Origin of the sequence: Neptuniibacter sp. UBA6509 (assembly GCA_002435145.1) — a bacterium.
GTDB lineage: Bacteria > Pseudomonadota > Gammaproteobacteria > Pseudomonadales > Balneatricaceae > Neptuniibacter.
Genome location: DJLT01000007.1, coordinates 1 through 19,015, shown reverse-complemented (window position 1 = coordinate 19,015; position 19,015 = coordinate 1). Strand labels below are relative to the sequence as shown.

The window sequence follows — 19,015 nt, the reverse complement described above, 5'->3', positions numbered from 1 at the left end:
CAACCTGACTGGTGGCAAACTGCTGGCAAAGGTATCGATATAGGAGTCTCTCATAATGATAAGCGCTGGCTGCTCGGCCAGAACGGAGAAGTCTATCGCTGGAACCCTGAAAAAAAAGACTGGTTAAAGTACGGAAGTAAGAGAAATTTTGCTCATATCGACGCAGCAAATAACGGCGGCGCCGCAGCCCTTAACCAAAAAGGAAGGCTTTTCATCACATCAGGCAACGGCCGCTGGATATCTGCAGGTGTTCGAGCTGAAGATGTAGGCATTGGAGGAGGATGGATATGGCTAGCGGGTGCATCGTTAGGAAATGGAAAGAAAACCGTATTAAGAGCACCATTCACGCTAGACAAAGAGCTCAATTGGCAAGAGATGCAGGGCAACGTCTCAAGAATTGATGTGGATGCAGAAGGACGAGGATGGGCACTCGATTCATCCGGTGCACTCTTTGCGCATACCGGTAAACATTGGGTCGCCATTCAAAACAATCCACCAGGATCAGACATTGGCGTAGGTGGTAATGGCGAGGTTTATCTCGTATCCAATAAAAAGGATATATCACTCGGAGGGGGAAAGCTTTACCTACGAAACCCCGATTCCGGTAATTGGGATCTACTCAAAGGCCGTTTTCTCAATATCTCTGCTTCCGGTAGCGGTCAACCGTTTGGCGTCGACTCTCAACAATCTTTTTTGATTGCCGGCACCAACATTGGGGGCAATCAGCCAGGTTCTGGTAAAAACTCACCAAACCCTGAAAATCCTAAAGGCGAAGAAAATCAAGGACCACTATTCCTATACGAGCTAGCAGGGGAAGGAGCCTACCTACCTGAACAGATCGCTCAAGCAAGCATCGATAACATTACCGAAGAAGCCAACTTAATCACCGGGGAAACCTACCTGAACGGGTTACTCACCAAGGTCGCCATTTATACACCACAAGATTCTGACATTTCCAATATTGTATTAGCATACGACAACTTTAGCTTTAGAGATTATGCACCGGATTTTCGCGGCACAGCTCTAGATGACCTCGACCAATTCGATGATCTTGCGTTAGTGCTGGTTCCAGCTGAAAACGAAGATCAATTACCCAGTTTAAAAACGGCTTCTCTTCTAGAAAGATTCGCAGCACGAACTGAGTTAAAAACACACAAGTTAAAACCAGGGATCAACCTTCTAGGCACAGCCGACCTTACCAATCTTGATGATGGGAACGCTATCGCACAGCTTTTAGCGATCAATGATAGCGAAATCACCTTAAAACAAGTCCTTAAAGACACCTTATTCGTCAACGTTACTCCCACGACTAAAGCTGCTCAGCCTCTTGTCTCAGATGAGCTACGTACTCCAGAAAATATAGCGCTACACTACGGTAGCGATTTTTTCGACAATTTAGTGATTAGTGCCAAGGTCGCTATCGGCGAAGAAGGCGTCCCCTTAGGGCCCTCCCTCATCACTAAAGCAAATTGGAGTATCAGCTTAGGTAGCGATTTAGGTATCGAGGTAACCAGCGATATCGACTTCCCTATTTCCAGCGGCACAGTACTTCAGGCTAAAGGCTCCAAGCTGACATACGAACACAGCTCACAGGCTTTTCATTTAGTCGGTGGTTTAACTCGGAAAAAAGCTCAGAACCTTGTTGATGTCCAAGGCATCACTCTATCTTCTGCCAATTTCACTGGCACCTTTATCATACCCAACGGTGACCCCGAGCAAGCCAGTGAAGAAGAACCTCCCACTGATGGGCCTGGGTCTCCGCCAACCACCTCGTTACAAATTGCCGGGCTTTCAAGTTTCAGCTCACAATCGAGAGAGCCCAGAGAGATTAGTTATAACATAGATCTCTCCTTAAACGAGGATGAGACCCAGTTTGATTATGCCCTCACCCTCGCAGGCGGCGTAATGCTTGCGGATATTACAGGCACCGCAATCCCTATAATTAATAACGTTGAGCTGACGCGTGTTGAAATAAACGACGAGCTGATAGCCGGACATTTAACCATGGATGGCCGTGAGGTTAGGGTTGCAAGATATACCGGCGATAAAGTTCAAAAACCGCTCATCATGTTTCTCCACGAAGACGTCAATCTGGCTAGCTATATTCCACATATTAATGAAACCGTATTAGGCAGTTTTTCCCTAGGCACAGCGGCTCTGTTTACGATAGAAGGAACCGCAGATGAGGAAGTCACCACCTTCGAGTCCAACGAGTCCCTGCCCGAAATAATGGCTGAGTTTTTCAATTCCAATCAGCCGGGGTTATTCCCTATACAGGTTAAAAATGGCTTAAGTCTGGTAGGCTTTTACGATGCCAATGAGGTCAGCGAAGAGGAAGCGGCCGCTTTCGATGATCTAAGCATCCCCAAAGAGGGTTATGTTGCAAAAGGGCATTTTGATGTAGCTGTAGTTAATAATTTAGCCTTAAGCCCCGTTTCTGATAATGAAGCAGAAACAGACCCTGCAACAAAAACGGAAACATCAGAGAGCCGATTATTCAATTTTGATCTGCAGTTCAACATTTCCGCTTTTACCATCCCCAATACAGAAAAATATTTAACCTTCAATGGCAGTGTCTTTAACCTGTCCCGCGAAGATGGCAGCATAGAAACCTCCATCGCAACCGGTATTGAACTCGCACTAAAAGAGGATAGCGGCATCAATTTGGGCGGTGTTCGCAAACTCGCCATGGCTGGTAAGGTCGCCTTAGAAAAAAGCATCGAAGACAACGACACTGCTTTCAGCGTCAAGATAGCCGCTTCCACTGCGCTGAATATAGACCAAGCCACGCAAACAAGTTTTGCCAACCTCCAACATTTCGAGCACGACGATAGCAGCAGCAAAGAAGCACCGGTAGAAGCAGAAAGCTCTGAAGATGAAAGTTCAGAGAAAACCAAGGAACCAGCCCCTCAAGGATGGAAAAATGCTTTTGGCATTCCAACCCTCACCCTCTATGAAATTGCCCTATACAACACCTTCGAATCTAAAAATAACCAGGGGGCTCAGCACTTTTCTATCTGGTCTAAAGCAGATTTAGGCACAGAACCTATAACCTTTACCGGCTCAATTGAGCTAGAGCATGATCTTGCTGAAAATAGCATCAGCGTTGAAAGTGCCAGCTTAATGATACCTGGCCCAATAAACTTAAATAACCTTCCGGCTATTCAGGAAGTACCTAAGGTTAATGAGTTTATTGTTAGCGACATTGAAATGACACTGGACAGTTTTGCCGGAAAACTCGACTGGCCAGCACAAGCAAAAGAAAGCGACGCCAGCCCCTTTGGGCAATTTTACTTTGGCCCAGCAAAGGCGGAACAGGGTCATGTATCCAGCGCCCCCCCTACAGAGCCAGCAACAGGCACCTCTGAAGAGCACGAACGCAATCTGATATTTATCGCCAGAGCCGAACGACTCGCCAGTAAAATGCTGCAATCGGATATTCCTGAGCCGATCGGTAGTGTTGAGATGGGGCCTGCCTATTTTGCCGTACGTTTTGCAGAAACAGAAAGTCTAGATGCTGATGAACTTCCTGAGCATATTACACCCTTTGTTGAGGATCTGATTGCTGACGGCACCCAACTATTATTAGCCGATGGGATCATGCTCGGCGGTAAAATCGCACCGGATAGCACGGGGCACCCCCTGATTACCGAACTGACGAGTCAGCTTTCAATTACTGAACCGCTGCTACTCTCTGGATCAATTACTGAAGATCCAACCGACTCATCAGCTAAAGTCCGGCTAACCGCAGCCATTGAAGGCTTTAGCGTGCCTGAAATACCCACTGAAATCCTTAGCTTTGGCGCAACCACTCTTGTACTCGACAACACAGAGGCCGATAGCCTAACGCTTTCCTCCAATGCCAGCGTTTCACCGCCTATGACTGAGCTGAAACTGGATATGGTAGGCGAACTGACCTTCACTCAAGAGAGTAACAAAAAGAGCTTAAGCTACTGTTTTGCTCCTGCGGGACTTAATGGTTGTGAAGCGAACTCTGCGGAAGAAACAACAGATATCGAAAATACAGGTACCGAAGAAAATTCTGAACTTGCTGCCGCCGAAACGACACCTAAAAATGAAAATAGCGAAGGGAGCACACCAACGACTAACGTTAACTGGGCAGATCCGCTTGGCATTGGCGGTGTAACACTGAACAATCTCGCCTTTTTAGGTGAAATTGAATATCAGGGTGAAGTAAAGTCCCAAGATTGCGCATTCGAAGGGCATGCCACCTTTGGTAGCGTAGTCGCAAAAGGGTCAATTCCCCTTTGTGAAGGGATTGGTAGCGGCAAAGTTGACCTAAAAACCTCGCAAGAAATCGAAAATAATTCCTATATTTATATCGAGAAAGAAATTGCTCTCTCTGATCTACCACGCATCCCCAAAGTGATGACCAATGCCCTCGATGGCTCTGTTGAGAAGTTCCTACTAGCGAAACAAGCCGTCTCAGGCCGGTTCAAGGCTCAGATAGAGACATTATCCCTGTCCGGCAGAGGCAGCTTGGCCGCTAATAGCACGGATTTCATGTTGATGGTAAAAAAAGAGGACGTAACCGACCTCTCTCCAATCATTCCTTCTAAACTATCACCACTTGATCAGATCCAGATTCCCAGCGGACTATTCATCATTAGTAATAAGCAACAAAGTGCCTTTGGATTGGATCACCTGCCCGATGTGCTATTTGATGACCTATTCAAAGGTCTGATTGACGACAAGATCGGCGTGAAACTTCAGGTTAATGACGGCATCACCTTCATCACCAAAGCAAATCTTGAGTTCTTCCCCGAAGTCACCCGTGACATTCTCGGCGCCTCTTTCGGAATAGGCAATGACATCGTGCTGGGAGGCGGTATCGGTGGCCTGTTTACGGGAGACGATCGTAAAGTTTCTCTGTACACCCACACAACCGGCTTTACCCTCCCCGATCTTCCCGGCGGTCTGATATCGATTAATGACGCCAACGCTAAGGTGTTTGTATCTAAGGAACTGGTAACCGGTATCACTGGACCTCTGACCGTAGGTTTAGCAACCGATGCTTTGCTTAAGCTACCCCAGCTTGATGATCCCGGTACATTCTCTGATCCGTTAAATACCACCCTGCAACTGGATTATCAGTTCGGCGAGACCAGTACACCTACACTCACCTTAAGCGCCACCGTCAATGATAAGTGGGATGACCCGATGGGCTTTGAAGATCTCAGCCTAACAGATGCATCAGTCGGCATTGGCCTAAGCCCCACCGGAACCATCGTCAACGTCAGCACCAGTAAAGCAATATTTAGGGAAAACCAGTTCTTCTTTGACTTGAATTCCGCATGGGCCGGAGGTGTTCCGACCCAACTCGCAACCCAGTTTGGCCGTCCGCGCAACGAGGATGGGACGTTAGGCCCTACTCTCTTAGTCACGCCAACCACACAAATGGCACTGACTAACAGTCTATTTAAGTTGGCCCTGAAAGGATCAAACAACTTAGCGTCGAATGTGATGCAAAGGCTACCTAACGATCCAGTCGCAGCCCCTGCGCTTAATTACCTTCGCAACGAAATGTCCTCAGGCGGAACTGACGGCGCTGATGCGATGCTCAACCTGATCGAAAACTCCCCTCTCAACATGGTCGCCCTAAGGAATCCGGAAATTTACTTTGTGACCCCAGGGGATAGTCTGCCCGCAAAGTCATCTGTTCGACCTCCGCTCGGACTGGGACTCCATGCAGAGGGTGAGCTACTTCTAGACTTTGTGGGACTCCAAGCAAATCTTGCTAATGGAATTTATAAAGTAAACTTGCTGGACGGGTTCTATCTAAACGCCAAGATTAATGCAGCATCCCCTTTTGACGGAAACAATTTCTCTGTTTCAGGTAATCAACCGATCATCCCGATTGCGGGAGGGCAAAAAGTTCAGCTTTCAGGTTCTCTCGCCATGCCAGGTCTCTCTCTCATCGATGGAATACCTGCGATAGGTGAAGGCTCATTCAGTCTAGAGAAAAAACAATTAAAAGCATCCACTCCACCCGCTTCTTCTATCTTAATTGGCGGTAATGTGTCGATACTCGGCTTGCCTAGTAGACATATAAGCGCTGAGATTTCGCCCTCTACAGCTTGGATGGAAGCCCCTCGAAGTGGGTGCTTTGATATCCCGATTCGAGTCAAAGCTGAGATGTCTTTCCCGGAAGGTGGCGATCCATGGTCAGTCGTGACCGCTTCAGCCTTCAGAATTTATGATGATATTCCGAACCCTCTGGATTGCGGTGGTGAACTCCTAGCTAAACTTGGAGAAGCCGCGAAAATGACGGCGTGGGCAGCAAGCCAAGGTGCAGAATATGCCTACGAAGGCTTCCGCTCAGTTGTTGGCATTGGTCAAGGCGTTATAGGACTTGCCGGACCACTCGGTGCACCTATCAATAACGCCATTAACGAGATCCGCGATCTTTCAACCAACTCATTAGACGCTATGAAATCTGGTGATCCTCTAGCATTAGGTAACTCAGTAGCAAGTGCATTAGGCAACGTTGTCGGCGGGTTTATCGGAGGCTTAGGAGACTTATTTGGCAAAAAGTCGGAACCACCTAGGTATTTTTACGTAACACCACAACGATGTATGCAACACCAAATATGGAACCCGATTTTTAAAAGCTGCTTCCACCGAGATGCCATGGTCATTATGCATACTGGCCGATCTGATGGTGGCTCGATCTGTATGCGAAACAATCTAAGCACAGACGATTTTATTGCCACGAAATGTGATGGTACGGACCGGAATCACTTTATTTTTAATGAGCAAGCGCGCCGCATTCAAACCGTTGATTATTATTGGCATGGAACTCAACATCGGTGGATTATTCATAGCTCACACACCCGTTGTGCAGAAGCATACTTAAACGATGTAGGCCAGAAATCTGTTCGTTTAGCCGATAACTGTACAAATGCAGACAGCCAAAAATGGAGTTATTCGCCTTCGGGCAACTTTGTGACGACGGCTCTGGGTGGAAACCTCTGTATCGCTGTCCCTGAGGATTCTAATAGAACAGCCCCATCCACAGGTGCACTCACTCTTGTCGACTGTAATCATGCTTGGGCGCAACCGGAAGGAAACAGCCTAAACTGGACCGCCAGCTCGGTTTTTCCTGATTACGCACGCAAGTACAAACATGCGATTGACGGACATCTAGTACAACGTGGTCAATGCATGCAATCCTTCGGCGAACTTCATACCGGTATATACTCGCTCATGTCGGATCAGGAGCGCAGTAGTTGCCATAAATGGAGAATAAACTACACAGAAGATGGCCTGACAGAACTGGTAATGCAGAATAACCATAATGGCTGGGCAGTCGCCATGGGTTGGAACAAAGACAATGTTAATGATCAAAATTACCACTATAAGTATTCAGATCGCGAGGACGCTAATCTAGAAGCCCACTGGACGATGGCGCTCGATCAACCACTCCAATATGACCCGAATAACCGAGGCAAAGCTTTTAGCATTGATGGCGCTTTAATTGTTTTCAAAGACCCCGAGTTCGGGCGCTGCCTAACACGCGATAGTAACACTGGCCATGCCCGTAAAATGATTCCCTGCAACACAGCTACAATCGATAACTATTTCCAGTTCTACCCAACGGATATAAGCCAGGCTCGATTAGCTGCGGACATTCAGTTTGAAGAAACCGTACAGAAAGAGATTCGCGACCAAAACCGAATAATGACTGGGGATTCAGAAGGTGTTTTCTCGGCGGTTATCTTTGCCGAAAGCTCACGCTGTTTATCTAGATCGCAACAACACGGTATTTATGCTGTCAGTCTTAATGACGATGAAAGCTGTTATCCCGCAACAAGCATTCAGCGTGCTGAAGTGGGCATGAATAACATTCAAAGAATTTTTGTAAGTGGTGCTAACCGCTGTCTCTCCATATCACCCGATGGGGTTCCAAGTGTCGAGCACTGCATCTATGGTAGAGAGCAACAACTGTGGCTCAAGCAAACCTATGAGAATGGTTTTTTCGCCCTAGCAAACGTCGCAACAGAAACCTGCCTCAGCCAAACCAAGGGGGGAACTTATGCACCTGTAGAGCTTGCAGAATGTGGCGCGCCATCTCAGCTGTTACACCTTGCCAAACGCATGGACGAAAGTAAAACCATTCCTTCTCATCCTTCTACACAAACCGCCGTAGATTTTGAACAACTAACGGCCGAGCAGGAAAATGGTATCGCTGCACAGTTTGCCCAACAATTACAATTCGTCAATGCTGATAAATGTCTAAGCGGTGTAGCTGACCGCTTTTACTCAACCACAGGCGAGATGACAATTGAAGCTCATGATTGTCTTGATCCTATCTGGGAAGACTTAGAACGCCAAGATACTAACCCACCAGCGGGGATCACCGAAGCTGATACAGCTTTTGGATTGTACCCAGCTACAGAGCTAACCTCATCAAATAATGAAGAGTTTTACCGCATTAAAAGTGACAGCACTGGAGCCTGCCTATCACTTCCAGTCGTAAAACTCGTTAATGGTGAAACCTATATTGATATGCCGGGTGATCCCAATACAATTCAAAACATACCTTTGCTTCCAAGGGCATGTAGGGAAGGTAGCACTGGTCAGATATGGAAAAAACGTGCTGCAAACAGCCCTAATAGTTTCAAATTACAGGGCACCGATGCAGCGGCAGGATTCTGCCTTGATCTAACAAACGGAGAGCCAACTGCGACTCGCTGCGGAGCAAACTCTCAAGATATGCGACTCATCGGTCCAGCCAAGAAGCGTTCCACTGAGGCACTCGCTTTAGCGGAACCCATAGTCCCTAGCCTTGAGCAACGCCCTCAAGGGGAAGAGCAAATCGCGATCCCGGAACCTCAACCATTCACTCCTGAATACGCCTTATTTAAAGGCTCACAGACTATTGGCTATGGTTGGCTTCAAATAATTAAGCCTGATAGTAATGGTAATGCTTACTGCTTGGCATCCGGTGGTTTCTCCCGTGAAGTTATGGCGGAAAGCCAAGAGGACTACTTTAATGTAAACAGTAACTTAGGGCTAAAACGATGCGAAGACGGCAATAATCGCAACGATATCGCTCTTTATAAAGCTGAAACCCTAGGAAATAACTCAATAAGAATCTACTTCCGAAATGATAAACAGTGCTTAACGATGCCTCTACCTAATACAGGTGGTGTTCTCCGTTTATCTGCTTGTGAATACGGTTCAGCTGAACAGATCTTTGAGCTAGAAAACGGTTATCTCTCGCACAAATTCAACGACAAGAAAGTTTACTATAGCGCCAAAGAGGATGGCCTTGATAATGGGTTTATCTTCTTGGTCAATGGAAACTCGGAGTTTTACAAAAGCGACTCCATCTCTTTTATTAACCAACAGGGAAGCGCACCTGTTGATCTGACGATGATGGCCATGCCAACAGTGTCGGGCACTCTTAAAACCAGCTATCAAGACTATGTGGATATGAATAATGCGGCTGCTTTTGAGTCACATGCTCTACAACTACGCTTAGGTAATGAGAACAATACCCAGCAATGCTTAGAGGTACGAAACTCAGATAGGCCTGAACGCCGTCTAGGCGCTGCTGGCTGTGGTGACTCAACATCGCCACTGCAGGTTTCAAAAGCATTCCGCTACTACGATGCCGAGATCGCAGGCACCTATAGATTAAGAAGTGAAGCCACTGGGCAGTGCCTTATGCTTCCAACAACTAAAGATGAAAACGGCAATGACCAGCTAGCTTGGCAAATAAAAGATCAACAAGAAGTTGATCAATTCTGCCAGCATAGCTCTCAAGACAACTTCTTGTATGACGATATACCTGAGGTGCTCAGAGATGGATTGACTCGTGGACCTATGTATTCACGTGCCGAACTCTGCTCTACCCCAAATCTTCGTCCACCAGTATTATTAGGCACCTGTCGATCAGATAGTCCAAACCAGCTATGGATGAAGCCTGACTACTTAGGGGGTGGCAGAGTGATGTCTTACCTACGAGGTAAAGGGGATTACTGCCTCGCTGTCGACTACAGCACTGATAGTTCAGGCCGAGCCATCAATCGACTCATTACATCTGTCTGTAATCAAGAATCGCTAGAGATGTCGAGAATGGCACCTCTCGTGGAAAAATCGACAGACCTCCGACTTGAACCACCGCTACTTCTATTTAATAACGTTCAATAAAACCAAAAGAACTATAATTCTGTACACTTTTAAAGGCTAAAAAAGGGACTATTTTCGAGATACTTCTTTTAGCTCTTAGCGCGCGACCTCATTGGTTCGTCAACCATAAGCTTTGATATGGCTTAAGTTCGACTGTTTCATGTAGATCTGAATACCGCCGTTCGCTTATTAGATCGTACCATTCATGGGTACCGATCAAGTTCAAATCTGACAACAGCAGGTTTACAGGCTGATCGCTAATATTATTAATACAAAAAACACTTTGGCGGCGATCAATACTTTGACGCCAAAAACCAAACAAGTTCTCACCTAAATGAAGGGTAAACTGAGTGGCGTTAGGGTGGAATGCTCGTTGCTGTACTCTCAGTGCAATCAGTCGCTTTATCTCGCTGAACACACGATGGTGATGACTAGTAGAATCTTCGAGCACTTGCAGTAATTCATCATATTCCCAATGGTGACGATTGATAGAACGCGCATGTCCCGTCATTTCAACACGTGCATGATCATTATGAGAGCCCACTAAACTCTGAAAGTAGATAGCCGGAATCCCTTCCAAAGCAAACATAATACGGTGTGCACACAAATAGCGTTCAACACCTAAATGATCCTTACCTTTCAATGTACCCTGCAAAGCATCAAACAGGGCAATGTTGATCTCATAAGGCTTATTTTCGCCATTATCTAACGCTCGCCAAGAAACATGCCCGCCAAACAGTTGCATCGTTTCAATCAGCCGCTCCACCTCTTCGTCGTTCAGTATGCCCTCAACAGGCCGAAGGCCGATACCGTCGTGAGAAGCGATAAAGTTAAAGTAAGCCGTGCCATCTTGCGCCGGTGGCATACTCATCATCCACTGACGCAGATAAAAGCTATTACCAGTCATCAATGCTTGCAGAAGCAATGGTGGCAGTGAAAAGTTATAAACACAGTGTGCTTCGTTTGCATTACCAAAATAAGATAGGTTTTCCCGGCTTGGTATATTCGTTTCGGTAATAATCATCGCCTTAGGGCAGGCATACTCAATCAGTGTTCTCAGGAGTCGAACAACTTCATGAGTTTCATCTAAATTAAGACAGCGAGTGCCCGGCACTTTCCAAAGAAATGCGATCGCATCCAAACGAAAAATATTCACGCCTTTATCCAGATAGAGCCTAATGATCTTAGTAAACTCTTTCAGCACAGCGGGATTTCGAAAATCAAGGTCAACCTGGTCATGGCTGAAGGTGCACCAAACATGCTGAATGCCCTTTTCCGTTTCCACCGCTCTTAACAAGTCACTTGTACGTGGGCGAACAACCTGGGAAAGGTCATCTGAAGGTGATGCGGTAAAGAAATAATCATGACCAACGCCTTCACCTTTAACGAAGTTATCAAACCAACGACTTTCCGAAGAGCTGTGATTAATAACCAAATCAGACATTAAACGAAATTCACTCGATATCCGCTGAATATCTTCCCAGTTCCCTGCACTTTCACGAACTTTTGAGAAATCACAAACAGAAAACCCATCATCCGAGCTGTATGGAAAAAAGGGCAGTATATGTACCCCAGAGATCAACCCCTCACAAGGCTCATGAAGAAAACGGTAGAGTGTATGCAGAGCTGATTCTGAGTGATCATGCAAAGCATCGCCATAACTGATCATCAGGACATCTTGCTCATCCCAGTGATTTTGATGAGGGACAGGCTCTACCGCTACATTATCCAGCCGCATTAATGCGACTAATTCATCCGTAAGCGATTCAACATCAACATCTGAGATATGTTGATAAATTAAATCTAGGTGGCTTTTAACTGTAAACTTCAGCTGTTCCTTAGCACTATTCATCATTGATCTAACTCATCTTGCAGAAAATTCTTGGTGATCCAGTTCTACCGCTTCCACTAAGCGATCAAATATATCTGGTACAGCACTGACTACCCGGCTCCAACTCGGCACAAACGGTTTTTCCATTGGATTATCGAGGAAGTCATCACCAGCGGTCATAATATTGCGAGCAAACATCTCAACCGCTTCCTCTTCACCATGAATATCCAGCTGCAAACCATTCATCAACGCATCATTGTGATAGGTTTCAACGAAATCCAACGCGATCCTGAAGTAAGTGGCCTTAATAGTACGGAATGTTTCAGTATTAAAGGTGTGACCGTGAGTCGCTAACTTACGAAACAGCGCTTTGCTAATGTCGATCGACATTTTTGAAAGTCCCGCTTTAGCATCATCTAACGATAGGTCTTGATGTTTATGGTCGTAAACATCAGCAATATCCACCTGACATAAACGGTTGTTAGAGTAGTTACGGTGCATTTCCGAAAGCACTCCAATCTCTAACCCCCAATCACTCGGTATACGAATATCATTTAGCACATCCCGACGGAACGAAAACTCGCCCGCCAAGGGATAGCGAAAACTATCCATATACTCTAAATAGTGGCTATCACCGTAGACTTTCTTCAACGCTCTGAGTAAAGGTGTTACCAATAACCGGCAGACACGGCCATTAATTTTTCCATCCGAGACACGAGCATAAAAACCTTTACAGAATTCATAGTTAAACTGCGGATGAGCAACTGGATAGATTAAACGCGCCAGTAAATCGCGGCTATAAGTAGTGATATCACAGTCATGAAGAGCAATCGATTCAGCGCGCCCCGATGCAAGAATATAACCCATGCAATACCAAACATTCCGTCCCTTCCCAGGCTCTTTAGGTGCTAAACCTAACGCTTGTAGCTCTGCATCAATGGCTCTTAGGCGTGGACCATCGTTCCATAAAATACGATGATGCTGAGGCAGTTTTTTAAAGAACTCCTGAGCATATTGGTACTGATTTTCATCAGCACGGTCCAAACCGATCACAATCTCATCTAAATAGGGAACCTGAGCTATCTCATCGACAATATGGCCCAACGCTGGCCCTTCAAGCTCCGAAAACAAAGACGGTAGGAGTAACCCCAATGGGCGCTTCTTACTAAACTTCACAAGATCACTTTCCAACTCTTCCACTGGGCGATCCGCAAGATTATGTAAGGTGGTAATAATTCCGTTCTGATAGAAATCAGCCATAATTAATCCTCAGTCGTTTCCAAGTAATGAGTTGTTAGATGGGGGACACGATATAGTCGGTGCAATCAGCTTGCTGACCGCTTCAACCCAACCCTCAGGGCCATATTTATTAGTGATATAAACATCACGATGCTTAAGGGTTGGAATGGTTTGAATCGGCGAACGAATGATGATCGGTTTATCAACCACCTCCAGCATCGCGATATCATTATGACTATCTCCGGCAGCGAGTGTCAGAAGATCCAAACCAGCATAATGATCCTGATATTGCTGACAGAGCCATTGAACAGCTTTACCTTTATCGCAACCACCGGTGATATGTAAGAACCGCCCGCCCTGCAATACCGTAGCGCCACGCGCTTCAACTGCGGCTATAAATGCTTGCTTACTTTTCTCATCGCCTAACCAGCTTACCGGTTCACTAAAATCACGTTGGTTAGCCCTCTCAGCTGCGGCTCTCGACAACCCGGTCATCTCCATGATGCCTTTCACACCGGCTTTTTCAAAGGTTGTAAATAAGTGTTCAAATTCAGTTTCTAGCTCCTTTAAAAGGGCTTGCCAATAGGCGCGCGGTTCTGAAAAGGCATAACAAAAAAGATCATCAACCGTATCTGCATTGCCCACCAGCTCAGGAAAACACGCCTTAGGTATAAATACCGCAGCACCATTTTCCACAATAAATGGATGCCTATTTTGCAGCTCCGTCCGCAACACCTGCAATTCAGCACGGGTTTTGCTCGTTACAGGTATAACTGGAACGTCTGCAGTTCGCAGATCTTCTAGCAGCGGCTCCGCAGCTGAATAGCTATAGCTATGGTGATCCAGTAACGAGCCATCTACATCAGTAAAAATCAGAATTTTTTGGTGCATAAATCCATTCATATACAACCATTCAAGTGCAAATACTTATTAAACACCCCAAAACCGCACCAATTAAGTGCGTTTTTAGCTTAAAAAAACACTTATTCCGTCTGTTAATTAACTTAATTAGATATACAGCAGGAAACATGCCGAAAGCGGGCGAAAGATAGTTAAGCTATATCAAAACTCCCCCTATAAAGGCCTCCGCCTCCCCTAACACTTTGTTAAGTTACAATACTTTTATTGGTTATGATATAACATATCAACAAATTCACTAAGCCATTCAGTGGCCAACCTCCGTACAGACAACCAAATATTTCTATCCTAAAGTTTAGCCTAACTTGCAACAGGTTCTGATTATTGGAGATACCCGCCAGTTATGAAAACCACTTTAATTAAAAATGCGATCCTGATTAATGAAGGCATCAAAATTGAAGCCGATCTGCGGATCTCGGGCCAGCGTATCGAGCAGATAGCGGGAGAAATTTCGGCCAATGCCAACGACGATATTATCGATGCCGATGGCTGTTGGTTACTACCCGGGATGATCGATGATCAGGTACATTTCCGGGAACCCGGTATGACCCATAAAGGAAACATCGCCAGTGAATCTAGGGCCGCGGTCGCAGGCGGTATCACCAGCTTTATGGAGATGCCGAACGTTAATCCATCAACGACGACCATTGTTGCACTAGAGCATAAATACGGATTGGCATCACAAAGCTCTGTCGCTAATTACGCTTTTTATCTTGGCGCGACCCAAGATAATTTAGAGCAGATAAAACGATTAGACCCATCGCTTCATTGTGGGGTGAAAGTTTTTATGGGGCGTCCACCGGGGACTTACTGGTAGAAGCGCCTGAAGCGCTAGAGGCTATCTTTCAAGAGAGTCCCACACTGATCGTCACCCATTGCGAAAGTGGACCGGTGATTCAGCGCAACTTAGATAATTACGAACGATCAGGTATCGAACCCCAAATTATTGATCACCCTGCCATCCGTTCAGCTAAGGCCTGCTATGCCTCCTCATCTTATGCCGTTGGGCTAGCTAAGCGTTATGGCAGTCAGCTACATGTTTTACATATCACAACCGAGCAAGAATTAAGCCTGTTTGAAGCGGGACCCGTGGCTGGAAAATCGATCACCGCTGAGGCCTGTGTCCATCATCTTTGGTTCTCAGATGAGGATTACCCGGTCCGTGGAAACCTGATCAAATGTAATCCATCGATCAAATCAGCCAGTGACCGAGACGCCCTTTTGAAAGCCCTACATACGGGGCAGATCGATATCATAGCGACTGACCATGCTCCCCATACCTGGGAGGAAAAACAGCAAGGCTATATGCAAGCACCCGCGGGGCTTCCTCTTGTGGAACATGCCCTGTTAAGTCTACTAGACCATGTCCACCACCAGCGCTTGTCCATCGCACAAGTCGTCAAGAAAACAGCACATAACCCAGCGCTTCGTTACGGCGTTTTGGAAAGGGGTTTCTTGCGTGAAGGCTATTTTGCCGATCTGGTTTTAGTTGACCCTAAAGGCAAAACCAAAGCCAGCCACGCATCATGCCGTTATCACTGCGGCTGGACACCGTTTGATGGGCATACTTTTAGTTCGCAGATTCTGTCCACTTGGGTCAATGGCACTCAGGTTTTCGATGGCCATCAACTCTGCTCCGAATCGGCAGCCATGGCACTTAAATTTTCACGCTAACTTTCATAAATATGAAACGGATAACCAACAATGCTGCGAAAAAACCCTTCAGGCCTGAGTCCTCAAGTATCGGAGAAAGCTTTTATCGATCCAACCGCCATTATCTGTGGTCATGTCATTATCGAAGACAATGTTTTTGTCGGGCCTTACGCGGTGATCCGTGCAGATGAGGTAGACGCTGATGGTAAGATGGAACCGATTATTATCCAGCGTGATTCCAATATCCAAGATGGCGTCGTAATCCACTCAAAATCCGGAGCCGCAGTTACTATAGGCCAGCGTACCTCTATCGCCCACCGTTCGATCATCCACGGCCCCTGCAAAGTGGGAGACGATGTCTTTATCGGATTTAACAGCGTGGTCTTCCGATCTCATATTAATAATGGCTGCGTTATTCGCCATAACTGCGTCATCGATGGATTGGATCTACCACCCAAAAGGCATGTCCCGCCAATGACCAATATCGGTCCAAATTTCGATCTTGGCCAGATAGAGCAAGTCCCACCGGACTACTCCTCATTTTCTGAGTCCGTGGTTGCAGCTAACCACTGGTTGGTGGAGGGATATAAGAAGATCTCTAATGAGTTATAGGTGAGTGGCTTTTCAGCCTCTGAACGAGGTTTATTTCTTTTAGGCTTCCAGCCCTCAAGGGGGAACAACAGCTTTTCCCCTTAAGAGTGCACTTTCTTAAAAACAGCCGCCTGTTCCTTGTCTCGCTTCGCGAGATTCCTGTTGGAGCTCAGCCCTTTATGCCCGAAGGGTGCTGAGCGAGTCTTTTAGAAACTCGGCTGCGTCAAAGGTGGGTAGTTTGTGCCAGCATGGAGTTCGTTGCGGGTAGGGGTGATTATCTTTAAAGGGATTTGGCCCTTTTAGCTGTAGGAGCTCAGCCCCTGAGCGAATGATCATAAGTTTACTGAAAAGCTTCAGCACCATAGCGGCCTCCAACCTATTATTCTTTTTTATTTTTAGGCTTTCAGCCCTCAAGGGGGAACAACAGCTCTCCCCCTTAAGAATCCCTTAGCCGCCTATTCCTTGCCTTCGGTCCCCTGTGTTTCTCAAGCGCTAAGGCATGGATATAAACTCGCTATTTTTATAGGGGAAGGCTCAAACAAATATCCATTTAATCCTTAGCGCTCTGCGATACTCGGCTGCGTCAAAGGTGAGTAGTGTGCCAGCAGAAAACTCACTGCTGTAAGAAGCAATAAATTTTCTATTCAGTGAATACTTAAAAAGCTATGTTGGCTTATATCGAACAATAAAAAAGGAAGCTCACGCTTCCTTATTCGTTAAATAATAACGAGGTGCGCATCACTCTATATTCTGAATTTGCTCACGCATCTGCTCAATAAGTACCTTAAGCTCTACGGCGCACTGCGTAGTATTCGCTACAATAGATTTAGATGATAGGGTGTTCGCTTCGCGGTTAAGTTCTTGCATCAGGAAGTCGAGGCGACGTCCTATAGGGCCTTTTTGTTTTAGGACACGGCGTACTTCTTGTACGTGGGTATCTAGGCGGTCCATCTCTTCATCGACGTCGGCTTTTTGGGCTAACAGGGCCATCTCTTGTTCTAGACGGGATTCATCAAGTTCGACTTTTAGTTCTTCTAAACGCTGCGCTAGGTTATCGCGTTGATTCTGTAGGATCTGTGGCATTTTTTCGCGCACTTCAGCGACGATTTCGCTGATTGCATCTAAGCGCTGATTAATTAACACAGCGAGTTCAAAACCTTCGCGGCTTCGCCCTTCCAATAGATCGTCTAGCGCTTTACCAAATAGATCCTTGGCGGAGGTTTTCACTAGGTCCATGTCGAGTTTTGTATCTTGCAGCACACCGGGCCAGCGCAGGAGTTCTAAGGCATCTAACGCTTGGTGGTTACTCAGCATCCCTTGTACAGATTCAGCGGCTTGTATCACTTCTTTAGCGTAGTGTTCATTCACCACCAGCTGCTGTACCTTGGCTTCAGGTGTAAAACGTAGGGTGCATTCTACTTTTCCACGGCTGAGTGTTTTACGTAGTTTTTCACGTAAAAAGCCTTCAAGCTCTTTTAAGTTATCGGGTAACCGCAGATGGGGTTCAAGGTAACGATGGTTAACTGATCTAATCTCCCAGCTAAGGGAACCCCATTCTTGCTCAGCTTCCTGTCGAGCAAACGCTGTCATGCTACGTGTCATAAGGTGTTATAACTCTTTTTGTATGTGTCGATAAAACGGTTAATTATCACCAAAATTTAACCTTACCGTCTGAGACGGTGGTCTGTTCTTGGTGTTATATGATTCATTCTCGATTAAAATAACCTGATTAACAATAATTGTACCAGCCTAGCAGCACGCTGCCACGCTATCGCATACCCGAATTTGATAAAGCACTTTTGATAAAGGACAGGCATGACTTCATCTATCTCAGAACAACTGCAAACTCTTGGCATTAAAAAGCACCGTCCAAGTGGTCGTGAGAACGATCAGATGCGCGAGGTGAAGATCACTCGCAACTTCACTATGCATGCAGAAGGCTCGGTATTAGTTGAATTCGGCAACACTAAGGTACTTTGTACAGCGACGGTAGAACGCGGCGTACCCCGTTTTCAGCGTGGAACTGGCCAAGGTTGGGTAACCGCTGAATATGGCATGCTACCGCGCTCTACAACATCTCGTAACGGCCGTGAAGCTGCACGTGGTAAGCAAACAGGCCGCACGGTAGAGATTCAGCGTTTAATCGGTCGCTCTTTACGTGCTGCACTGAATCTTAAAAAGCTGGGCGAGAATACAATTACGATTGACTGTGACGTTCTTCAGGCTGATGGTGGCACACGTACCGCTTCTATTACGGGTGCATTTGTTGCGCTTCAAGATGCTATCAATGTACTTAAACAAGATAAAAATGGTGCGATGAAAGGCGATCCGATTAAACAATCAATCGCTGCGATCTCTGTAGGTATCTATGATGGCGAGCCGGTACTAGATCTAGATTACGCGGAAGACAGCAAAGCAGAAACAGATATGAACGTTATCATGACAAGCAAAGGTGGCTTCATTGAGGTTCAGGGAACGGCTGAAGGCGCTCCTTATTCACAAGATGAGCTGAATGCGATGCTTGATCTGGCCCGCAAAGGTATCACTGAGCTGGTTGAGTTACAGAAGAAAGCATTAGCTGAATAATCCCTTCGGTTTTACACACTAAAAAGGAGCCATTGGCTC

9 protein-coding genes are annotated in these 19,015 nt (G+C 46.2%); 5 read left to right on the top strand and 4 right to left on the bottom strand.

Annotated features, from left to right (window positions below):
- Positions 1-10,179: hypothetical protein (locus B4K11_RS01265; protein ID WP_292959191.1), on the top strand; the 10,179-nt coding region annotated here is incomplete at its 5' end.
- An 88-nt stretch (positions 10,180-10,267) separates the two neighbouring features.
- Here B4K11_RS01265 and B4K11_RS01260 read toward each other — a convergent pair.
- Genes B4K11_RS01260 through B4K11_RS01250 form a run of 3 tightly spaced genes read right to left on the bottom strand, consistent with a single transcriptional unit; the run spans position 10,268 to position 14,119 of the window.
- Positions 10,268-12,013, bottom strand: coding sequence for a sugar phosphorylase (locus B4K11_RS01260; protein WP_348703700.1), 1,746 nt, complete (start codon positions 12,011-12,013; stop codon positions 10,268-10,270).
- Positions 12,014-12,022: 9 nt separating this feature from the next.
- Positions 12,023-13,249, bottom strand: coding sequence for a glycosyl transferase (locus B4K11_RS01255; protein WP_292951962.1), 1,227 nt, complete (start codon positions 13,247-13,249; stop codon positions 12,023-12,025).
- 9 nt (positions 13,250-13,258) lie between these two features.
- Positions 13,259-14,119 (bottom strand): HAD-IIB family hydrolase, encoded by an 861-nt coding sequence (locus tag B4K11_RS01250; RefSeq protein ID WP_292951965.1) that lies wholly within the window; start codon positions 14,117-14,119, stop codon positions 13,259-13,261.
- Between the two features lie 370 nt (positions 14,120-14,489).
- Between B4K11_RS01250 and B4K11_RS01245 the strand changes: the two genes are divergently transcribed.
- From B4K11_RS01245 to B4K11_RS01235, 3 genes are all read left to right on the top strand, one after another.
- On the top strand, positions 14,490-14,963 hold the full coding sequence (locus B4K11_RS01245; RefSeq protein WP_292951968.1) for an amidohydrolase family protein: 474 nt from the start codon (positions 14,490-14,492) through the stop codon (positions 14,961-14,963).
- Positions 14,964-15,037: 74 nt separating this feature from the next.
- Entirely contained in the window at positions 15,038-15,820 is a 783-nt protein-coding gene (locus B4K11_RS01240; protein WP_292951971.1) for an amidohydrolase family protein, read from the top strand.
- Between the two features lie 30 nt (positions 15,821-15,850).
- Positions 15,851-16,411: a carbonate dehydratase gene (locus B4K11_RS01235; protein ID WP_292951974.1), complete on the top strand. Its 561-nt coding sequence runs from the start codon at positions 15,851-15,853 to the stop codon at positions 16,409-16,411.
- Between the two features lie 717 nt (positions 16,412-17,128).
- Here B4K11_RS01235 and B4K11_RS01230 read toward each other — a convergent pair.
- Complete coding sequence (locus B4K11_RS01230) at positions 17,129-17,992, bottom strand: YicC/YloC family endoribonuclease (RefSeq protein ID WP_292951977.1); 864 nt, start codon at positions 17,990-17,992, stop codon at positions 17,129-17,131.
- A gap of 213 nt (positions 17,993-18,205) precedes the next feature.
- On the opposite strand from B4K11_RS01230, the gene rph reads away from it, so the two are divergent.
- Positions 18,206-18,976 (top strand): ribonuclease PH, encoded by a 771-nt coding sequence (gene rph / locus B4K11_RS01225; protein WP_292951980.1) that lies wholly within the window; start codon positions 18,206-18,208, stop codon positions 18,974-18,976.
- Positions 18,977-19,015: the final 39 nt, after the last annotated feature.